Consider the following 19,585-nt stretch of genomic DNA (forward strand, 5'->3'; position numbering starts at 1 on the left):
TGGCCGAAGCTCGGACGCGTGCCCGGGTGGTGATCGTGACGAATCCACGCTCGGGCGGCGGTAAGCCTGCTCGTTACGGTCTGGTCCAGCGGGCCGAGGACATGGGGGCTCAGGTCTGGATGACCAGCGCGGAGGAGGACGCGGCGTCGGTTGCGAGGTGCGCCGTCGAGGAGGGGGCACAGGTGCTGGGAGTCGCGGGCGGCGACGGCACTGTATCCGCGGTCGCCGCGGTGGCTGCGGACGCGGGCCGGTCGCTGATGGTGGTCCCGGCGGGCACCCGCAACCATTTCGCCCGGGACCTGGGCCTCGACGTTCGCGATCCGGCGCAGGCGCTGGGCGCCCTGGTCGACGGTGAGCCCGCACGGGTGGACCTGGGGGTGCTCGGCCCGCGCGTCTTCGTCAACAACGTCTCTTTCGGCATGTACGCCGACGCCCTGCTGGAGCCCGGGTACCGGGAGGACAAGACGCGCGCGTTCGCTGCGGTGGCACCCGATTATCTCAAGGGCAAGCAGTGGGTCGAGGCCTGCGTGGACACCCCGTGGGGGACCGTCGAGTTCCCGCAGATGGTGCTGGTCTCCAACAACCCCTACCATCTGGCCACACCGCGCTGGCTGGGGCGTCGCTTCTCGCTCACCACGGGACTGCTGGGCGGCATCGTCCTCAAGCGTCCGGCACAGACGCCCCCGGACCTCCTCCGGCACCTGCGCAGCGAACTGCGACGCTCGATGCCCGGTCCTGGCCCGGCAAGCGAGGGTGTTGTCGTCTGGTCGGCGTCCGGCGTCACGCTGCGCGGTGACGTGCGGTACCTGGATGCGGGGATCGACGGCGAAGCGGTGACGCTTCCGCTCCCCGTCATATGCGGAATTCGGCCAGGTGCCCTGCGTGTGCTGCTGCCGAGGGACCGGCCGGGAATCCCACCGGAGCCCGCTCCCGGGCGCCCGGGAGCGCTGCGAGCGGGTGGCAACGGTTGAAGGAGCGACCGGAGCCAGGACGCGGTTCTTGGTTCGGAGAACGCCGCGCGGACACGGGCGATGCACGCTTGTGCGTTCGCGGCGACCGGGCCCGGGAATCACCTCCGGTCGATGTGCTCGACGGCCGGGGCGGCCGGGCCGGTGCGGTTGAAGTCCTCGCGGCTGGTCGACCGCGTTCATTCTGAGCAGCGACACCACCCGTTTCCAGGTCAACCCTGCCGTGCTGTTCGAAGCGCGTACGGCCAGGCTGCTGTTCCGCCGGCCCGTCTGTGCCGGCGGCCCTCGCCTTCACCGGGTGAGGTCCCGGGCTTGAGGACCCGGAGGACAGGGCCCTTCGAGGGAGGCGGCCGCTGATGCGGACCGGGTGATGGCTGTCAGCTCGGCGCTGACCGGGCGCACTGGAAGCATACGAAGCGGCGGTGGTCAGAGAGAAGCTGATCGAGTTTTGTCGGCTCATCACCGGCACCGGCGGCAGCCGCTCCGTCACTCCTCCTCTCGGGCTCGTGCGGGATGGCTTTCCACGCCAGCGATCGCGGCGTCCAGCGCACAGCTGTACATCGTGTCGATCACGTCCTTCGAGGGTGCGGGCGCATCTTCCCCGTCGGGACGGGCCGGTGTCGGAGGGAGGGTGGTCCACCGTTGCAGTGCTCCGGTCAGCTCGTTGGCCAGCAGTCCCGTGAAGACCGCGCACAGGGTGGCAGCGACCCGGGGGATCTCCGAGGCGGGCAGTTTCGCGGCGGCGAGTGTGCCGGTGAGTCCTTGCCAGAACGGATCGTCCGGCTGGATGAAGTCGGCACGCCCGAAGGAGTACCCCATCAGTTCGGGGTGACGGAGGGTCAGTTGGCGGAAGTCAAGGGCGAGTTGGCGCAGGCGGTCCTGCCAGGGAGCGTCCTCCCGCTCCGGTGTGCGGAACCGCGAGCCGACGCGCTCGGTCACGCCGCGCAGCACGGCGTCCTTGTTCGGCACGTGGTGGTACAGCGACATCGGGTTCGCGTCCAGCGCGGTCGCGAGTTTGCGCATGGTCAGTGCCTCGACCCCGTCGGCGTCGATGAGCTGCAGCGCCATGGAGTAGATGCCGTCCTCGGTGAGCGGTACGTCCCTCTTCCTCGTCCCCCGGGGGGCCTTCCTTGGAGTTTCCATACGCCGTATGGTACCACTGAAGGCAGTTCCATACGGCGTATGGAAATCGGGGTCGGGGTGCCCATCTGCGGCTTCCCCTTCGTTGTACAGCGCCCTTGCCCTCGCCTCTCTCCGCACAAAGGAGCAAGTTCATGACCACGCAGCCCGTGACCGACCTGCGCCCCATCCGGTCCCCGCGCGGGATCCCCCTCCTCGGCCACACGCCGCAGATCCCCCACACCAATCCGGTCGCGTACTTCGGCGAGCTGTCCAAGCAGTTCCCCGAGGGCATCTACGGCATGGACATCGCCGGCATCGAGCAGGTCTTCGTCTACGACCCTGACCTGGTGGCCGAGATATGCGACGAGACGCGGTTCTACAAGCAGATCGAGAAGACACCGCTGAACCATGTCCGGGACTTCGCGGGTGCGGGCCTGTTCACGGCACACCAGCACGAAGAGGAATGGGGCATGGCGCACCGGATCCTCATGCCGGCCTTCAGCCAGCGGGCCATGAAGAACTACTACGGACAGATGCTGGAGATTGCCCAGAACCTGGCGGGCAAGTGGGAGCGTGAGGAGGGCCAGCCGGTCAACATCACCGACGACTACACCCGGCTGACCCTGGACACCATCGCTGTGTCGGGGTTCGGCTACCGGTTCGACTCCTTCGCCAAGGAGGAGCTGCACCCCTTCCTCCAGGCGCTGCTGGGTGCGCTCGTGGAGTCGCTGCGGCGCTCGCAGGAGCTGCCGATGATGACCAAGCTCCGCAGGGCGGACGACAAGAAGTACCGCGAGAACATCCAGGTGATGCGCGAGCTGGTCGAGCGTGTGATCAAGGAGCGCCGTCAGGGGGAGAGCAGCGGTGAGGACGACCTGCTGGGTCTGATGCTGCAGGCGACCGACCCGGAGACCGGCAAGCTGCTGGACGACGACAACGTCCGGGACCAGGTGCTGACGTTCCTGATCGCCGGTCACGAGACCACCAGTGGTCTGCTGTCGTTCGCCACGTACTCGTTGATGCGCAATCCGCACGTGCTGGCCCAGGCCTACGCCGAGGTGGACCGGCTGCTGCCCGGCGACACGGTCCCGGACTACGACACGATCATGAAGCTGGACGTGATCCCGCGGATCCTGGAAGAGACCCTGCGCTTGTGGGCTCCCATCCCGGCTTTCGGCAAGGCCCCGATCGAGGACACCGTCATCGGCGGCTGCTACGAGCTGAAGAAGGGGACGCGGGTCAACATCCTCGAGGGCCCGCTGCACACCCACCCCAAGGCGTGGGGCCGGCCGGAGGAGTTCGACATCGACCGGTGGCTGCCGGAGAACCGCGCCCAGCAGCACCCGCACGCCTACAAGCCGTTCGGCAACGGCGTGCGTGCCTGTATCGGCCGGCAGTTCGCCCTCACCGAGGCCCGGCTGGCCCTCGCTCTGGTGCTGCAGAAGTTCAAGTTCGCCGACCCGAACGACTACAGGATGGACGTGCGGGAAGCGCTCACGCGCAAGCCCGGCGACTTCGAGCTGGTCGTCCGTACCCGCCAGGAGCACGAGCGGACCGTCTTCGGTGCCTTGGACCTGCAGAGCGACGACGAGCAGCAGCAGGCCGCGGTCAGCGGCGTCGGGGTGAACCTGACCGTCGCCTACGGCTCCAGCCTGGGCTCGTGCGAGGACCTGGCGCGCACCGTCGCCGACCGCGGTGAGCGCTCCGGGTTCGGCACCACGCTGACGAGCCTGGACGAACTGGGCGACAACCTGCCCACCGAGGGCCTGCTCGTCGTCGCCGCCAGCTACAACGGCAAGGCCCCAGACAACGCCCAGCGTTTCGACGACCTGATCGCCGCCGGACTGCCCGAAGGCTCACTGTCCGACGTGCGGTTCGCGCTGCTCGGCGCCGGCAACACCCAGTGGGTCGCGACCTACCAGGCCTTCCCCAAGCGGATCGAGGAAAGCCTGCTGGCCGCCGGCGCCACCCCCGTCATCGATCGCGGCATCGCCGACGCCGCAGGTGACTTCGACGGCATGGCCACCCGCTGGACGGACACCCTGTGGGCCACCCTGGCCGAGGAGTACGCCGCCGACACCTCCGACGACGGCGCGCCGCGCTACGAGGTGCACCTGCTCACCGAGGCGGATGTACGCCCCGCGATCGTCTCCGAGCAGGCCTACCCCCTCACCGTGGTCGCCAACGAGGAACTTGTCAGCGACGCGACCGGGCTGTGGGACTTCAGCATCGAACCCCCGCGCCCGTCCGCGAAGTCCATCACCATCGAGCTGCCCGAGGGCGTCACCTACGACACCGGCAACCACCTGGCCGTCTTCGCCAAGAACGAGCCCGCGCTGGTCGACCGCGCGCTCGCGCGGCTCGGCGTCGACCGCGACCAGGTGCTCCGGCTCGACCAGCCCGCGGGCGGCCGGACCCACCTGCCGGTCGGCACGCCCGTCACCGCCGGCCTGCTGCTCACCGAGTTCCTGGAACTGCAGGACCTGGCCACCCGCTCCCAGATACAGACCCTGGCCGAGAACACCCCGTGCCCCTGGACCAGGCCTCAGCTGGAGGCGTACACGGCCGACACCGAAGAGGCCCAGCAGCTCTACCAGAAGGAGATCCTGGGCAAGCGGGTTTCGGTGCTGGGCCTTCTGGAGCGCTTCCCCGCCGTCGAACTGCCGCTGGCCGTCTTCCTGGACCTCATGGGCCCGATCCGTCCCCGCTTCTACTCCATCTCCTCCTCCCCGCTGGCCGACCCGCGCCAGGTGCGCCTGACCGTCGGCCTCCTCGAAGGACCCGCCCTGTCCGGCGACGGCCAGTACCGCGGCACCTGCTCCTCCTACATCGCACGCCTTGAGCCCGGCGATGTCGTCTACGGCTACGTGCGCGTCCCCTCCCCGACCTTCGCCCCGCCGGCCGACCCGGCCACGCCGCTGATCCTCATCGGCCCCGGCACCGGCATCGCGCCGCTGCGAGGCTTCCTGGAGGAGCGAGCCCGGCAGTACGGGAACGGCACGAAGGTGGGCCTGTCCGAGGTCTTCGTCGGCTGCCGCCACCCGGAGCACGACTACTTCTACCGCGACGAGATGGAGACGTGGGAGCTGTCCGGCATCGCCCAGGTCCACACCGCCTTCTCCGCGGTGACCAGCCACCGCGCCCGGTTCGTCCAGGACGCCCTCACCGCCGCCTCCGACAGCGTCTGGCAGGCACTCCAGGACGGCGCGTACGTCTACGTCTGCGGTGACGGCCGCCGCATGGCACCCGCGGTGCGTGAAGCCCTCGCCGCCATCCACCGCCGCCACACCGGCAGCGACGACGCGACTGCCCAGCAGTGGCTCGCCCAGCTGGAAGCCGACGAGCGCTACCAGCAGGACGTCTTCGCCTGACCCCCGCACGCCGGGGAGGCGTCCGGCACCCCTCCCCGGCCCCACGCCTCCCGGTCTCCCCATGCCCACCAGGCAACACCCGGCACCCATCGGCGCGAACCGCCGGACAGTGCCGCTCACAGAAAGCAGATCCTCATGGACACCATGCTCGCCGGACGCTTCCACCTGGACAGCAAGAAGTTCGTCGTGGAAGAGGTCCCCGTCCCCGTACCCGGCCCGGGCGAGGTCCTCGTCGAGGTCAAGGCCGCCGGCGTCTGCCTCTCGGACGTCCACCTGATCGACGGCTCTCTCGTCCCGCTGTTCGCCACCTCCGACACGGTCACCGTCGGCCACGAGGTCTCCGGTGTGATCCACACCCTTGGCCCCGACCTCAAGCGGGGCCTGACCGCCGGCACCCGCGTCACCCTGGAGGCCGGCAAGACCTGCGGCCAGTGTGCCGGCTGCGTGCGCCGCCGCCCCTGCACCCAGATGCTCACCGCCGGCATCGACTACGACGGCGGCTGGGCCCAGTACACCGTTGCCCGCGAGGACACCCTCATCCCCATCCCCGACAGCCTCCCCTTCGACCAGGCCGCGATCATCCCCGACGCGGTCTCCACCCCCTACGCCGCCGTCGTCGCCACCGCCGGCGTACGCCCCGCCCAGGCGGTCGGCGTCTGGGGCGTGGGCGGAGTGGGCGCCCACAACGTGCTCCTCGCCCGCCTGGTCGGCGCCGCGCCGGTCATCGCCGTCGACCCGTTGCCCAGCGCCCGGGAGCGCGCCCTGGCCTTCGGCGCGGACGTCGCCCTCGACCCGAGCGCCCCCGACTTCGCCGACCAGGTCCGCGCGGCCACCGGCGGACGGGGTCTGGACTTCGCCTTCGACTGCGCCGGCGTGCCCGCCGTCCGCGAGCAGGCCGCGTCCGCGCTCGGTCTGGGCGGCGCCCTGATCCTGGTGGGCATCACACCGAAGCCGCTCACCATCACCGAGGGCCTGACCTTCAACTATCTGGGCAAGCAGGTGCGCGGACACTACGGCGGCACCCCGGAGTCCGTCACCGAGCTGGTGCGGCTGGCCGCGGGCGGCCGTCTCGACCTGGCTCCCTCCATTACGGACCACATTCCGCTGGCCGACGCCGCCGACGCGGTCAACCGGCTGGAGAACAAGATCGGCGACCCGATCCGTCTCATCCTCGTCCCCTGACATCGGAACAGAACGTTCCGCCAAGCCACCTCGGGCAGGGGTGAGTGGGCGCCGGTGTTTGAGGGAGCACCGGCGCCCACGGCTTACCCGGGGTCAGGTGAGGTCGGGCAGGGGGCGCCGGGTGACCTCGTGGGCATCGTCCGCGGGGACGCCGAGCATGCGCAGGACCATCTCGGCCAGGTCGGAGGCGGCCACGTCGCCGTCGAGGTCGGGGCGGGCCAGTCGCAATGCGACAAGGGACATCAGGGTCCCGCCCACGGCGGACAGGGCGGTGGTCGCGCTGGTGCAGGTGAAGCGGCCCGAGGCGATGCCGATCTCCAGGTCGCGCAGCGCTCGTGGGGCGAGGCCCCGGTCGGAGTGAATGTGGGCCAGACCGCGATCGCGCAGGATCCGCAGGAGTTCCGGGTGGGAGTCGGCCATCCGGGCGGTCAGCCGGAAGCCCGCCGCGACGAGCTCGGCCGGGTCCTCGATCCCTCGTACCCGCTCGTCGATGACCTGCCCGAACTCCTCCAGGGCGTCCGCCACCGCGGCGTCGAACAGCTCCGTCTTCGACTCGAAGTGGTTGTAGAAGGAGCCGAAACCCACGTCCGCGCGCTCGGCGATCGCCTGGATGCTGGCACTGGTGTCCCCGGTCTCCGCGAGGACCTGCCGGGCCGCGCGGACGAGCGCCTGACGGGTCTCGGCGCGGCGCCGCTCGAAGCGGTTCCTGGGCGGGGCTGACGTCGGCATACGGCGAGTCTAGCAACCGTGACGATGAGTCCCCCATGACTGATGGATTTATCAAGTCACTGGCCTCAAGCTATTGACGCCGAGATGCGTCAAAGTTGATGATTTCCTCATTACGGCAGTGTTGCTTGGAGGAAACCATGCCCCCCACCCCCGTTGACAGGGCCGATCCCCAGACGCCCCACCAGGACCTCCACAGCGAGCAGGGCGCCCTGCGTGGCGAGCACCCCGGGCGCGCTCGCAATCCCGTGATCAAGGTGGCCGACCTGGCCTGGCTGGAGTTCGAGAAGCCTGATCTGGACCGGGCCGAGGTGTTCGCGCGTGACTTCGGGTTCGCGATCGCCGCCCGCACCGAGCGGGAGCTGTGGCTGCGCGGCACGTTCGCAGGCTCACCCTGCATGGTCATCCGGCGCGGGCACACGTCCCGTTTCATCGGGCCGGCGTTCCGCGCGGCCGAGCGGAGTGACCTGGACCGGCTGGCCCGCGCCACCGGCAGTGCCGTCCGGGACATCGGCGTACCCGGAGGCGGACAGTCCATCGCCCTGCTCGATCCCTCGGGCTTCCCGGTCCGGGTCGTCCACGGTGTCGAACAGCTGCCCGCGCTGCCCGAGCAGCAGCCCCTGCTCCTCAACTCCGGCACGGAGCACCGCCGTACGAACGCCACCCAGCGCCCGCCCCGTGAGCCCTCCCGTATCCAGCGGCTGGGCCACGTGGTGCTGGAGACACGGCTGTTCGCCCGCGCCCTGGACTGGTACCTGGACACCCTTGGGATGATCGTCAGCGACTTCCTGTTCCTGGACGGGCAGCGCGAGCGCGGGCCGACGATGGCGTTCATCCGCTGTGACCAGGACGGCCTGGCCGTGGACCACCACACGCTGGCCATGCACCTGGGGCCCGGCAACGGCTACGTCCACTCCGCCTACCAGGTCACCGACCTCGACTCGATCGCCGCCGGTGGCGAGTACCTCGCCGAGCGTGGCTACCAGCGCAGCTGGGGGATCGGCCGGCACATCCAGGGCAGCCAGCTCTTCGACTACTGGCGCGACCCCGACCGCTTCATGCTGGAGCACTTCGCCGACGGCGACCTGTTCTCCTGCGACATGGAGCCCGGCTGGGCGCCGATGTCGGCGAGCGGCCTGGCCCAGTGGGGCCCGCCGGTCACCCGTGACTTCCTGGGCACGAATCCGTCCCCCGCCAAGCTCCGCGAGGTCATGACGGCCCTGCGCGGTGACAACGAACTCGACCCCGCACGCCTGCTGGGCCTGATGAAAGCGATGAGCTCATGAGCACCAACGTTCTGCGCACCACTGGGGGCACCTCCCGCTCGAGCGGAGCCGAGAGTGGGGGAGGCTGGTGGGTCGTCCGGGACGAGCGCGCCGTCCGCATCGAGACCAAGGCGGTCACCACCGCCGAACTGCTCGCCGACCGCGACGCGGTCCGCGAGGCCGCCGCATCCGCCGAGAGCGGCACACCCGTCGCCGACCTGGTGGCCCTGCCCCCGGTCACCACCCCGTGCCGGGTGGTCGCCCAGATGGTCAACTACCGCAGCCACGCCCGCGATTCGGGATTCACCGGCGAGATCCCGCCGACCTTCTTCCGCAAGGCGTCCGGCTCGGTCAGCGGCCCGCACGAGGCGATCGTCCGCCCCGCGCACGTGAAGTTCCTCGACTACGAGGTCGAACTCGGCCTCGTCATGGGCGCAACCCTGCCCGTGGGCACCGTCGTCCAGGAGCAGGACCTGCCGCGCTACGTCGCCGGACTCGTCCTGACCAACGACGTCAGCGCCCGCGACGTCCAGCTGACCAAGACCCAGTTCTACGAGAGCAAGTCCTACCCGACCTTCACACCGACCGGACCGTATCTGGCCCTGCTGGAGCCCGAGGACTTCGCCCATCTGCTCAACCTGCGGCTGCGGCTGTCGGTCAACGGCGAACCGCGCCAGGACCGCACGCTCGCCGACATGATCGTACGGCCCGCGCAGGCGCTCACCCTGCTCGCCCGCTTCCAGACCCTGGATCCGGGCGACCTGCTGCTGACCGGCACCCCCGGCGGCACGGCCCTGAAGGCCCCGCCCAAGCCGGTCGAGAAGATCGGCGCACTGCTGCCGCCCGCACTGAAGTGGAAGGCGTTCTTCAACAGCCAGGCCAAGAACCCCCATTACCTGCGCGACGGCGACCTCATCACCGCCACGATCGCCACGCCTGACGGGCGGGTCAACCTCGGCGAGCAGCAGACTCCTGTGACGGACGCGTCATGAATGCCGCACCCCGGATACCGGTGGTCATCATCGGTGCGGGACCTGTGGGCGTCACGGCCGCCCTCCTGCTCGCCCGCCACGGAGTGCGCAGCATCGTCCTGGAACGCCACCGGGACGTCTACCCCCTGCCGCGCGCCGTCGCCATGGACGACGAAGTCCGCCGGATCCTGCAGAGTGTCGGCGTCCACGAGGAGTTCGCCGCCCTCGCGCGCCCGGCGCGCGGGCTGCGGCTACTGGATCCCCGGCACCGCTTGATCGCCGAGTTCCCGCGCTCCCCGCACGGACACCACGGCTTCCCGCAGACCAGCATGTTCGATCAGCCCGAGCTGGAACGCCTGCTCCGCGAGGCCCTGGCGCGCCGCCCGGAGTGCGAGCTGCGGGGCGGCGTGGAGGTCGTGTCCGTCACCCAGGACACCGACGGAGCACACGGCTCGACGGGTCCGGCCCGGGTCGCCTTCCGCCGCGACGGCAGCGACGAGGTGGAGCACGTGTGGGCCGACGCCGTCCTCGGCTGCGACGGCGCGGGCAGTCTCACCCGCGACGCCATCGGCGCCGTATGGGAGGACCTGCACTTCGAGGAGAGCTGGAGAGTCATCGACGTGCGCACCAGCCGCCGGGTGCGCACCTGGGAAGGCGCAGAGCAGATCTGCTGCCCCACCCGGCCGGCCACCTTCATGCGTGTCGGCGAGGACCGCTACCGCTGGGAGTTCCGGCTGGCCGACGACGAGCCCCTGGACGGCCCGGAGGGGCTGGACCGCCTGCGCGAGCTGGTCGCCCCCTGGGTGGACCTGCCGCGTGACGCCCCGCCTGGCGACGACTTCGAGGTGATCCGGCAGGCGCAGTACACCTTCCGGGCCCGCCTGGCCGACCGGTGGCGCCGGGGCCGTGTCTTCCTGCTGGGCGACGCGGCCCACCTCACCCCACCCTTCATCGGGCAGGGTCTGTGCGCGGGACTGCGCGACGCCCACAACCTCACCTGGAAACTGGCCCGCGTTCTCCAACAGGGCGCGGACGACGCACTGCTGGACACTTACGAGCGCGAACGCAAGCCGCACGCCCGCCACCTGATCCGCGTCGCGGTCGCCGTCGGCTGGGCCATGACCGGCGGACAGGACCGCGGCGCGGCGATCCGCCGGGCCGTCGTGGGCACGGCCTGCCGCATCCCCGGCGTGACAGCGGCAGTGGGCCGCGATCTCAGCCCTGCCCTGGCCGCCGGTCCACTGGTACGGCGCCGCCCCCGGCTGGTCGGCCGCGTGCTGGCCGGCACTTTGTGCCCGCAGCCGTGGGTGATCGTCGACGGCAGGCGAGTGCGCCTGGACGAGGTCCTCGGGGATTCCTTCGCCGTCCTGACCACCGTGCCGCCCACCCCGCAGGTGACGGCCGTGGCCACGGCATTCGGCGCACCCACGATCCGCGTGGACGACCTGGGCGACGACGGCACCCTCACCGCCTGGCTGGCACGCGGCCGGGCGGATGCCGTCCTGCTGCGTCCCGATCGCGTCGTGCTGGACACGGTCCCCGCCGGCACCGGCGACTTCACCGACACCGCCGCCTGGGCGCCGCTGCTGCACACGGCCCGCCGCCCCGCCGAGGGCCGGCCGGCCCCTCTGCCGAGGAGCACCACACGATGAACACCCCGCACGCCACGCCGTATCCGGAACCCTTCCTCACTCCCGACCCGCAGGCGGCCGCAGGCAGCCGCATCGCGGACTTCGCCCGATGGGCAGCCCGGCACCAAGGCGCCGAAGGCGTCCAGGACCCCACCGATTACCAGGCCCTGCACCGCTGGTCGGTCACCGACCTGGAGGGCTTCTGGGCCGCGGTATGGGAGTACTTCGCCATCGACGCGGCGACGCCGTACGAGCGGGTACTGGACGAGGAGACCATGCCGGGCGCCCGCTGGTTCCCCGGCGCCACCCTGAACTACGCCCACCACGCACTGCGCAACCTTCAGCCGGACTCTCCCGCGATCACAGCGCTGGACGAGACCGGCTCCGGCTACGAGATCACGGGCCGGCAACTGCGCGCCCAGGTCGCCTCCGTCGCCGCCACCCTGCGCGACCTGGGCGTCGGACAGGGCGACCGGGTAGTCGGCTACCTGCCCAACACCCCCCACGCCGTCATCGCCTTCCTCGCCACCGCCGGCCTTGGCGCGGTGTGGTCGGTGTGCGGCCAGGACTATGCCCCCAAGGCCGCCGCCGACCGCTTCGCCCAGCTCGAACCCACGGTCCTCATCACCGCGGACGGCTACCTCTTCAACGGCACCAGGCACGACCGCCGTGCCGCCTCGCTCGAACTGGCCGACGCGCTGCCGACGCTGAAGGCCACGATTCTCGTGGACCACCTGGGCCTCGCCCGGCCCGAGACCCGGCACCCGGGGCTGACGGTTCCTGGGAGGACGCCGCCGCCCGCAGCGAGTACCTCGCCTTCACCCCGGTGCCGTTCGACCACCCGCTGTGGGTCGTGTTCTCCTCCGGCACCACCGGCCTGCCCAAGGGCATCGTCCACGGCCACGGCGGCGTCCTGCTCGAACACCTCAAGATCCTCGGCCTGCACACCGATCTGGGCCTCGGGGACCGCCTGTTGTGGTACACCACCACCCACTGGATGATGTGGAACCTGGTCGTCTCCACCCTGCTGACCGGCGCCACCACCTGCACCTACGACGGCAGCCCGGCACCGCTTGCGCAACCGGACATCCTGTGGGAGCTGGCGGCCCGCCACAAGGTCACCGTCTTCGGCACCAGTCCCCAGTACCTGCTGGCCATGTCCAAGCTGGGCATCGAACCCTCCGCCCACGACCTGTCGGCCATCCGCGTCATCGGCTCCACCGGATCGGCTCTGCCCGCCTCCGCCTACCCCTGGGTCCGCGACCACGTGGGCGCCGACGTACAGCCGGCCTCCACCAGCGGCGGCACGGACATCGTCTCCGGCTTCGCCGGCTCCGCCCCCACGACCCCCGTCTGGGCGGGGGAGCTGTCCGCCCCCAACCTGGGCGTGGCGCTGGCCGCCTACGACGCCCACGGCACCCCGGTCCTCGACCGGGTCGGCGAGCTGGTCGTCACCCGGCCCATGCCGTCCATGCCGCTGCACTTCTGGAACGACCCCGACGGCAGTCGCTACCGCGACGCCTACTTCGGCGCCTACCCCGGCGTGTGGCGGCACGGCGACTGGATCACCCTCACCTCCCACGGCTCAGTGATCGTCCACGGCCGCTCCGACGCCACCCTCAACCGCAACGGCGTGCGCCTGGGCAGCGCTGACATCCACGAGATCGTCGAACGCTTTCCCGAGATCACCGAGGCCCTCGTCATCGGAGCGGAGGAGCCGGACGGCGGCTACTGGATGCCTCTGTTCGTCGTCCCCGCGCCCGGCGTCACCCTGGACGACGCCCTGCGCGACCGGATCCGCGACGCGATCCGCGCCGGCGCCTCACCCCGCCACGTCCCCGACGAGATCCTCTCCGTGCCGGCCATCCCGCACACGAGGACCGGCAAGAAACTCGAAGTTCCGGTCAAGCGCCTGCTCCAAGGCGTCCCTGCCGAGCAGATCCTCACCCCCGCGGCGGTCGACAACCCCGAACTCATCGACTTCTACGCCCAGCTGGGTGCGGAGCGGAGCAAGCGGGCAGCACGCCGCACATGACCGTCGGCCAGGGGCGGCCAGGCCTGGGTGACAGCACCGGGATGTGCGCCCCGCCCGGCTCCGCAAACCCCGTCCCGCCGACTGGTACCGGGCGGAGAGCCCGCCCCAACACCACACCATCCGCACACCGAAGCAAGAGAGAAACCGTGACCATAACCGACCGCGAACCGCAGGCCCTCGATGTCCTGGACGACGCCGGGCGAAAGCTGCTGTTCACAGAGGCCCGCACCGCGAACACCTTCGCCGCAACGGCCGTCACCGACGGCGAACTCGCCATGATCTGGGAACTCGCCCGCTGGTCGCCGAGCGCCGCCAACAGCCAGCCTCTGCGTGTGCTCTTCGTGCGCACCCGCGAGGGCAAGGAGCGCTTGGTCCGGCACCTGGACGAGGGCAACAGAGCCAAGACGCTCAGTGCGCCGGCCGTGGCGGTCCTGGCGTACGACACCGACTTCCACGAGCAGATGCCGACAGTCTTTCCGGCCCGCGGCGACATGCTGCGAGCGGCGTTCGCCGACCAGACCGAGAAGCGCGAGAGCATCGCTGCCTACAACTCGGCACTGCAGACCGGGGTCTTCCTGCTCGCGGTGCGCGCGGCGGGGCTCGCGGCCGGTCCCATGGCGGGCTTCGACGAGGCCGGCGTGAACAAGGAGTTCTTCGCCGGGACCAGCTGGCGTTCCCATCTGGTGGTCAACATCGGTCACCCCGGTGCCGACCCATGGTTCCCGCGGCTGCCCCGCGTGCCCGTCGAGGGCGCCGTCGCCTGGGTCTGACGGCATTGCTGGCGCATGGTCGCGCGGGACGCGGTCACCTCTTCAGATGGTCAATGGTCCCGCCGATACGGGCCACATGACAGGCGATGGCCGCGGTGATCCGGTGCCCGTGCTCGGCCGTGCCCTGGTGATCGGTGCGCAGCGCCACGGTCCGCCTGTCGGAGGCGAGCCTGCTGCAACTACCGTCGGCGTAGCGGCCGGTGAGGTTTCCGAGGAGGACGAGATCGGCTGCCGCCGAGGGCAGGTGTGAGAGGACCGATGGGCCGGACGGGTGAGAGTGCCGCTGCTGGAGGTTCGTCTGATAGGCGCTGTGTGGCACGGTGGAGTCGTCTCGCAAAGACGTGGACGCCACCCAGGCCCGCTAAAACCACGGGCCGTTCGGTGATCAAGTGGATCTTCGATTCGTACTTGCCGCGATCCCCAGGATTCGGACCCGTCAGGTTCCCCTTTTCAGGGCCCGCACGTTCACCGGGTCGATCGCGCGGCGAGACCAGTCCAGTTCCCCGCGGGAGCCAAGTTCGTCGAGGACCGGCGATCCGACCCGACGACCTTCAGGTCAAACTCACGTCCGACAGCGGGACTCTCGGCCGCTCCGGTGCCGGCATGTCCCGGACGCTGCCGAGCAGGCCGGGGAGCACTGTCGCACAGCCAGTCGGTGCGATCTCTCGATGCGAGGGCCTGCCGCCGATGCCCGCGGGGCATCGTGCAGTCGCGTTTCGCGCTCGTACGAGCAGACGGTCCCAGCGGACGGTGCTGAAGAAGCAGCATGCCTCATACGGGAGCGCGGTGTGCTGGTCCTGACAGTGAGGGGACGGTCCCGGGTCTTCAGCACAGAACGCCCGTGGCGGGCTCAAACGGATCCGGCGGTGTTCCCCACCGTGCAGGTGGGGAACACCGCCGGATCCGTTTTCTGGGATGGTCAGTTGGTGGCGAGCATGCCTGTCCGCAGCTTGGCGAGGGTGCGGTTGAGGAGGCGGGAGACGTGCATCTGGGAGACGCCGAGGTGTTCGCCGATCTGGGCCTGGGTGAGCTCGTCGACGAACCGCATGTGGATGATGCGGCGTTCACGGTCGTCGAGCTGGGAGATCAGAGGGGCGAGAGCGTTGAAGTCCTCGACGAGTTCGAGGGCGGTGTCGTCCACGCCGATGAAGTCGGCGAGGGCGGCTTCGCCGTCTTCGCTGGAGGTGATGGCGGCGTCGAGGGAGGCCGAGGTGTAGCCGTTGGAGGCCTTGCGAGCCTCGATGACCTCTTCCTCCGACAATGACATCAGCTCGGACAGTTCACGCGTGCTCGGGGTGCGGCCGAGGCGGCTGCGGAGCTCCTCGGTGGCCTTGGCGAGCGCCACGCGTGCTTCCTGCAGGCGGCGCGGGACGTGGACGGCCCACGTGGTGTCGCGGAAGAAGCGCTTGATCTCGCCGACGATGTAGGGGACGGCGAAGGAGGTGAACTCGACCTCGCGGGACAGCTCGAAGCGGTCGATGGCCTTGATGAGGCCGATGGTGCCGACCTGGACGATGTCCTCCATCTCGTCCTGGCCGCGGCTGCGGAAACGCGAGGCCGCGAACTGGACGAGGGTGATGTTCATTTCGATGAGGGTGTTGCGCGCGTACTGGTACTCGGGCGTGCCCTCTTCCAGGACGGCGAGCTGGTCGAAGAACAGCCTCGACAGCTCGCGGGCGTCCTTCGGAGCGACCTGCGACGGGTCACTGATCTCCGGCAGCACAACGGTCCGCGCCCCTGCCGTCTCGGTCACTGTCATGCTCGTCCCCTCCTGCGTGATCCATCCTCATACGCCGCCTGCTCCTGAGCGGCCAGAGACGGCGTACCCGCAGTTGAGGCATCCATGCCAGGCAATTCCGCAGTGCATCTGCTGCTCGGCCATCCGGCCTCAGGAGTCAAAGCGGAAGCGAGGTTAACCCATTCGGCATCCGGGGTTTCGGCGTAGGGCCGGCCGCCCTCGCCGAGATGCCGTCCCGGCGAGCCCCTGGTGCCGGCACGACGGGCAACGCGACGTCAGGACTTTGCCACTGCGGTCACCTTCCCCAGCAACGGCCAGGAGCGCCGCCCGACGCTTACGCCGAGTCGCTACCGCGGCAGGAGGACGCTCACGGTCTTGCTCCCCAACGGGTGGCGGGTGACCGCGGTGGCGTGGGCGAGGTGGTTGACCATGGGCCGGCCGAAGCCTCCGGTGCTGTTCAGAGCGGGGATGCGCATGGGGGGCGCCTGGGAGCAGTGGTCGTGCACGGCCACCTCGATACTGTCCGGGGTGCGACCAGGTCCAGGGTGTAGGCGCCGCCGCCGTGGCGCAGGGCGTTGGTGACGAGTTCGGAGGCGGCCAGGACCACGGTGTCGGCGGCGTCCTGCGCGATCGGGCCGAGACCCTTAAAAAAAGGGCCCGGGCGCTCTCGCGTACGTCGGCGATGGATGCCACAGAACGGTCGGGTGCGACGTCCTGCGCTCATCGTGACCATCAGTTCCCCCAAGCCCCTGTGGAGTCCAATGTCCGGTGTGTGCGCTGCGCTTGTGCCCTGTCGCGCAGCCGGCCAACCCGGCCGGGGCCTTCCACCGTCGTTGTTCGAGGCTGACTAACTCTCCGCAAGACACGCGAAAATCTATGCTGGCTGGAGTAGACATTGGGAGATCGTCTGGCTATGGTTTCTCTCGTAGCCGAGATCAGCAGGGCCCGGCAGACACGAACTGCCAGGTAGCAGTACATGTAGTTGCAGTGTGCAGGACGGTGCGGTGGTGGAGCTTCGGAGCCAGGGTTGTTGCAGGACGGCGACGGGGCTGACGACCGGACCGGGTGGCTCGCAGTGATCAGGGGCCGCCGTGAGCAGGACCGCAGTTGATGCAGTGGCAATACCGGTAAGTGCAGTTCGCAAGACTCAGCAGTGAAGGTATGTGAGTGGTTCCTCGGTGAAGGCGTCGGCTGCGGGCGCGCGCACCGGGAGGTTCGGCAGTGGGGTTCTAAGCCAGAGCAGACGCAGGACGGGCGACGGGGCTGGCTGCCGGAGAGTGGCGCTGTGACAGGTCACCGAGCAGGTCGCATCACCAGCAGTACGCGGTAGAGCAGTACCGGCAGTGAGTTGATCCCAGAGGGAAAGAACGGAGGGGCCGAGCGCCATCAGGATCGCCCGGGCGGAATGGCTGAGCCCGGGTACCGCAGGACATCGATAGTGAGGTGGTCTCCGGTCGAGCAACCGCGATCCCCGCGTCCCCGACAGCAATCTTGGTCGGGTCTGCGGAAACAGTAGGCCGGCGCAGTATCAGGGCCGGCAGATGGTGTAGCAGTTCCTTCGGGGCCCTGGCGCGAATAGCGCCGGGGCCCCTCCACGCGTTCCATGAGAGGTGCAAGTGACAGCAGACGACTCGTTCGGCCGGCTCGATGACGACGACTACCCCGCCTACACCATGGGCCGGGCCGCAGCGTTGCTCGGCACCACCCAGGGCTTCCTCCGCGCCCTCGGCGAAGCCCGCCTCATCACCCCGCTCCGCTCCGCGGGCGGCCACCGCCGCTACTCCCGCTACCAACTGCGCATCGCCGCCCGCGCCCGCGAACTCGTCGACAACGGCACCCCCATCGACGCCGCCTGCCGCATCATCATCCTCGAAGACCAGCTCGAAGAAGCCCAGCGCATCAACGCCGAACACCGCCGCGCCTCCCCGCCTGCGGATCCAACGGCCGCAGCCTGAGGAGCCTGGACCCCTGGACTTCCCGCGCCTGCCGCCCCCTTCGCATGCGCACGGGTGCTGACGTCAGATGCTGAGCTGGTTCTGGTAGTAGCTGCCGACTTGCTCGTGGTAGCCGACGTTGTCGAACTGGGGAGTCCTTGATCTCGTTTTGGGTGAGCGCGACGTAGACCTCCGCTTGTTGGTCGACTTGCTGAAGGTTCCGGCCGGCAGCAGAACGTGCTTGCCGAAGATCCACACGCCGGTGACGAGGTGGGAGGAGTCGATGTCGTCCGAGTGCTTGTCGACCTTGCCGACGTCACCGTCGGCGGCCTCGACCTTGTATCCGATCAGGTCGGTGCCCGCGGTCTAGCCGGTGGCCAGCTGGCAGCCCCAGATGTTGTCACTCATAAAGTACGGCTGCCTCATCAAAGAATGCTTTGCCACCCGCAGTTGAACTGCAGACTTGCCGAGATTGAGCGTCATTGGTGACGTTCCCTCAGAGATTCGGGTTCCCGGCTTCTTGCGCCTATTCATACGCCCTGCGGAAAGAGCGGACAGCCGGAGGCGTCGTGCTGGAGGGCCATGGTTCCTGACGTCACGGCCGCCTCCGGCCATGGCCTCCAGCTACCCCGAACCGGAAGAACTAGCCTTTTCATCCTTCGGTCACTGGGACAGGACATGGGTGGGGCCCGACGCCGAAGCGTCGGGCCCCACCCGTGATGATGCGCTGATCAGGCCGTCTACCAGCGGTACCAGCGACCGCGCTTGCCGCCGCTTGCTGTCGGGCGGATCACGAAGCCGAGGACCCACACGATCAGGACGATCACGGCGATCCACCAGAGCGCCTTCAGTGCGAAACCGGCACCGAAGAGGATCAGGGCGAGCAGTAGAACAAGAAGAATAGGAACCATAGTTATCAACCTCCGGACCGTCGTGTGCCCTGCGGATCGATCTCCATTCCTGTGGATCTTATGTATTCCTTAGACGGTCCACGGCTGCGAAAGCGTGGCGGTCATCGAGCTGGTTTGAGGATGCGATCCGGGGTGACACGGAGGGCATACGTGAGTTCCGATTGAGGCAGGGGTGAGTGGTTGTGGCTGCGGACGAGAAGGCTCAGGCCAAGGGCGAGCAGGTCGAGGGCAAGGTCAAGAAGGTCGTCGGCGGTGCGGTGGGTAACGAGTCGCTGGAGGTTGAGGGGCGCGTCGAGGAGTCCAAGGGCGACCTGCGTGCGGCCAAGGAGAAGGCCAAGGACGCCGTCCGGCCCAAGTAGGCGCTCAGCACCCCTGATCCCGGCAGCCCGTTGGCTGCCGGGATCTTTGCTGCCGGTCCCGGGCTGGGGAGTCAGGCGGCCCGGACGAGCTGGGCACGTCCGAACAGCAGGGCGTAGCCGTCGGGGAGCTGTCCGATGATCCGGGTGGTCAGGTCGTCTCCGGCGAGGCGGGCGACGACGCCCAGGACTGATCCGACGTCCCAGCGGGTCGTCGCCGGCGTACCCCCGGTTCGCTCAGCGAGGTCCTTCACGAAGCCCCAGCCCGTCAGGGCCTCACCCGCAGGGATCTGCGAAGCGAAGGTGTGGGCGGCTTCCTGGGGGAGACGAGCGGCGAGTTCCGTCCGCTCGATGTCTGTCAGCTGGCGGCCGAGGCCTTCGAGGACGCGGCGTACGACGCATTCTGTCTGGGCGCGGGTGGGGTAGGCGCCTTCGTAGCGGACCTTCTCCAGCATGTGCTCGAAGGTGACGGTTGCCGTCGGGGCAGGGGGCGCGGGGGGAGAGAGAAGAGTCATGAGGCGTGTCGACTTTCCTTGCGTGACCGTCTTCCTGCGGTGGACCGGCTGTTCCGCGTGAACCGTGTTCTTCGCGGGGCCGGTTGTCCG

General features: G+C 69.5%; 16 protein-coding genes and 3 pseudogenes. 10 read left to right on the forward strand and 9 right to left on the reverse strand.

The window, feature by feature from the left end; translation table 11 throughout:
- The first annotated feature begins 35 nt into the window (after positions 1-35).
- On the forward strand, positions 36-971 hold the full coding sequence (locus OG410_RS34215; protein WP_329302642.1) for a diacylglycerol/lipid kinase family protein: 936 nt from the start codon (positions 36-38) through the stop codon (positions 969-971).
- A 483-nt stretch (positions 972-1,454) separates the two neighbouring features.
- On the opposite strand, the gene OG410_RS34220 is transcribed toward OG410_RS34215, so the two are convergent.
- Positions 1,455-2,111: a TetR/AcrR family transcriptional regulator gene (locus OG410_RS34220; protein WP_329302643.1), complete on the reverse strand. Its 657-nt coding sequence runs from the start codon at positions 2,109-2,111 to the stop codon at positions 1,455-1,457.
- A 131-nt stretch (positions 2,112-2,242) separates the two neighbouring features.
- On the opposite strand from OG410_RS34220, the gene OG410_RS34225 reads away from it, so the two are divergent.
- Both OG410_RS34225 and OG410_RS34230 read left to right on the forward strand, forming a co-directional pair.
- Positions 2,243-5,461, forward strand: a complete 3,219-nt coding sequence (locus OG410_RS34225; protein ID WP_329302644.1) for a bifunctional cytochrome P450/NADPH--P450 reductase — start codon at positions 2,243-2,245, stop codon at positions 5,459-5,461.
- A gap of 135 nt (positions 5,462-5,596) precedes the next feature.
- Positions 5,597-6,643: a zinc-binding dehydrogenase gene (locus OG410_RS34230; protein ID WP_261707922.1), complete on the forward strand. Its 1,047-nt coding sequence runs from the start codon at positions 5,597-5,599 to the stop codon at positions 6,641-6,643.
- A 93-nt stretch (positions 6,644-6,736) separates the two neighbouring features.
- Here the strand turns inward: OG410_RS34230 and OG410_RS34235 are convergent, their stop codons facing one another.
- A complete protein-coding gene (locus OG410_RS34235) occupies positions 6,737-7,372 on the reverse strand; it encodes a TetR/AcrR family transcriptional regulator (protein WP_261707923.1) in 636 nt (211 codons plus the stop codon).
- Positions 7,373-7,509: 137 nt separating this feature from the next.
- Between OG410_RS34235 and OG410_RS34240 the strand changes: the two genes are divergently transcribed.
- From OG410_RS34240 to OG410_RS34260, 5 genes and pseudogenes are all read left to right on the forward strand, one after another.
- Positions 7,510-8,655, forward strand: coding sequence for a VOC family protein (locus OG410_RS34240; protein ID WP_329302645.1), 1,146 nt, complete (start codon positions 7,510-7,512; stop codon positions 8,653-8,655).
- A complete protein-coding gene (locus OG410_RS34245; protein ID WP_329302646.1) occupies positions 8,652-9,626 on the forward strand; it encodes a fumarylacetoacetate hydrolase family protein in 975 nt (324 codons plus the stop codon). Before OG410_RS34240 ends, OG410_RS34245 begins: the two co-directional genes overlap by 4 nt.
- Positions 9,623-11,257 (forward strand): bifunctional 3-(3-hydroxy-phenyl)propionate/3-hydroxycinnamic acid hydroxylase MhpA, encoded by a 1,635-nt coding sequence (gene mhpA, locus OG410_RS34250; protein ID WP_329302647.1) that lies wholly within the window; start codon positions 9,623-9,625, stop codon positions 11,255-11,257. The genes OG410_RS34245 and mhpA overlap by 4 nt, the downstream gene beginning before the upstream one ends.
- A pseudogene (locus tag OG410_RS34255) lies at positions 11,254-13,271 on the forward strand (acetoacetate--CoA ligase). The gene mhpA and the pseudogene OG410_RS34255 overlap by 4 nt, the downstream one beginning before the upstream one ends.
- A 152-nt stretch (positions 13,272-13,423) precedes the next feature.
- Complete coding sequence (locus tag OG410_RS34260; RefSeq protein WP_329304340.1) at positions 13,424-14,041, forward strand: malonic semialdehyde reductase; 618 nt, start codon at positions 13,424-13,426, stop codon at positions 14,039-14,041.
- Positions 14,042-14,075: 34 nt separating this feature from the next.
- Here OG410_RS34260 and OG410_RS34265 read toward each other — a convergent pair whose 3' ends face one another.
- The 4 genes and pseudogenes from OG410_RS34265 to OG410_RS34280 form a co-directional block, all read right to left on the reverse strand.
- Positions 14,076-14,360, reverse strand: a complete 285-nt coding sequence (locus OG410_RS34265; protein WP_329302648.1) for a hypothetical protein — start codon at positions 14,358-14,360, stop codon at positions 14,076-14,078.
- Positions 14,361-14,418: 58 nt separating this feature from the next.
- Positions 14,419-14,570 (reverse strand): annotated as a pseudogene (locus OG410_RS34270) (IS5/IS1182 family transposase); the annotation flags it as partial.
- Between the two features lie 390 nt (positions 14,571-14,960).
- On the reverse strand, positions 14,961-15,800 hold the full coding sequence (locus OG410_RS34275) for an RNA polymerase sigma factor SigF (RefSeq protein WP_329302649.1): 840 nt from the start codon (positions 15,798-15,800) through the stop codon (positions 14,961-14,963).
- 326 nt (positions 15,801-16,126) lie between these two features.
- Entirely contained in the window at positions 16,127-16,291 is a 165-nt protein-coding gene (locus OG410_RS34280; protein ID WP_329302650.1) for a hypothetical protein, read from the reverse strand.
- A 1,104-nt stretch (positions 16,292-17,395) separates the two neighbouring features.
- Between OG410_RS34280 and OG410_RS34285 the strand changes: the two genes are divergently transcribed.
- Positions 17,396-17,734, forward strand: a complete 339-nt coding sequence (locus OG410_RS34285; RefSeq protein ID WP_328672606.1) for a helix-turn-helix domain-containing protein — start codon at positions 17,396-17,398, stop codon at positions 17,732-17,734.
- A gap of 63 nt (positions 17,735-17,797) precedes the next feature.
- Here OG410_RS34285 and OG410_RS34290 read toward each other — a convergent pair.
- A pseudogene (locus tag OG410_RS34290) lies at positions 17,798-18,064 on the reverse strand (PRC-barrel domain containing protein).
- A gap of 389 nt (positions 18,065-18,453) precedes the next feature.
- Complete coding sequence (locus OG410_RS34295; protein ID WP_067385923.1) at positions 18,454-18,624, reverse strand: hydrophobic protein; 171 nt, start codon at positions 18,622-18,624, stop codon at positions 18,454-18,456.
- A gap of 182 nt (positions 18,625-18,806) precedes the next feature.
- Here OG410_RS34295 and OG410_RS34300 point away from each other — a divergent pair, with 182 nt between their 5' ends.
- Entirely contained in the window at positions 18,807-18,983 is a 177-nt protein-coding gene (locus tag OG410_RS34300) for a CsbD family protein (protein ID WP_329302651.1), read from the forward strand.
- A gap of 71 nt (positions 18,984-19,054) precedes the next feature.
- Here OG410_RS34300 and OG410_RS34305 read toward each other — a convergent pair whose 3' ends face one another.
- Entirely contained in the window at positions 19,055-19,495 is a 441-nt protein-coding gene (locus OG410_RS34305) for a DUF2267 domain-containing protein (protein WP_329302652.1), read from the reverse strand.
- Between the last annotated feature and the right edge of the window lie 90 nt (positions 19,496-19,585).

Source organism: Streptomyces sp. NBC_00659, from assembly GCF_036226925.1.
Lineage (GTDB): Bacteria > Actinomycetota > Actinomycetes > Streptomycetales > Streptomycetaceae > Streptomyces.

Bases quoted from the DNA above. Each gene is read 5' to 3' on its own strand.
- OG410_RS34295 (WP_067385923.1), bottom strand. From the start codon at position 18,624: ATGGTTCCTATTCTTCTTGTTCTACTGCTCGCCCTGATCCTCTTCGGT.
- OG410_RS34230 (WP_261707922.1), top strand. From the start codon at position 5,597: ATGGACACCATGCTCGCCGGACGCTTCCACCTGGACAGCAAGAAGTTC.
- OG410_RS34225 (WP_329302644.1), top strand. From the start codon at position 2,243: ATGACCACGCAGCCCGTGACCGACCTGCGCCCCATCCGGTCCCCGCGC.
- OG410_RS34275 (WP_329302649.1), bottom strand. From the start codon at position 15,800: ATGACAGTGACCGAGACGGCAGGGGCGCGGACCGTTGTGCTGCCGGAG.
- OG410_RS34220 (WP_329302643.1), bottom strand. From the start codon at position 2,111: ATGGAAACTCCAAGGAAGGCCCCCCGGGGGACGAGGAAGAGGGACGTA.
- OG410_RS34235 (WP_261707923.1), bottom strand. From the start codon at position 7,372: ATGCCGACGTCAGCCCCGCCCAGGAACCGCTTCGAGCGGCGCCGCGCC.
- mhpA (WP_329302647.1), top strand. From the start codon at position 9,623: ATGAATGCCGCACCCCGGATACCGGTGGTCATCATCGGTGCGGGACCT.
- OG410_RS34245 (WP_329302646.1), top strand. From the start codon at position 8,652: ATGAGCACCAACGTTCTGCGCACCACTGGGGGCACCTCCCGCTCGAGC.
- OG410_RS34305 (WP_329302652.1), bottom strand. From the start codon at position 19,495: ATGACTCTTCTCTCTCCCCCCGCGCCCCCTGCCCCGACGGCAACCGTC.
- OG410_RS34240 (WP_329302645.1), top strand. From the start codon at position 7,510: ATGCCCCCCACCCCCGTTGACAGGGCCGATCCCCAGACGCCCCACCAG.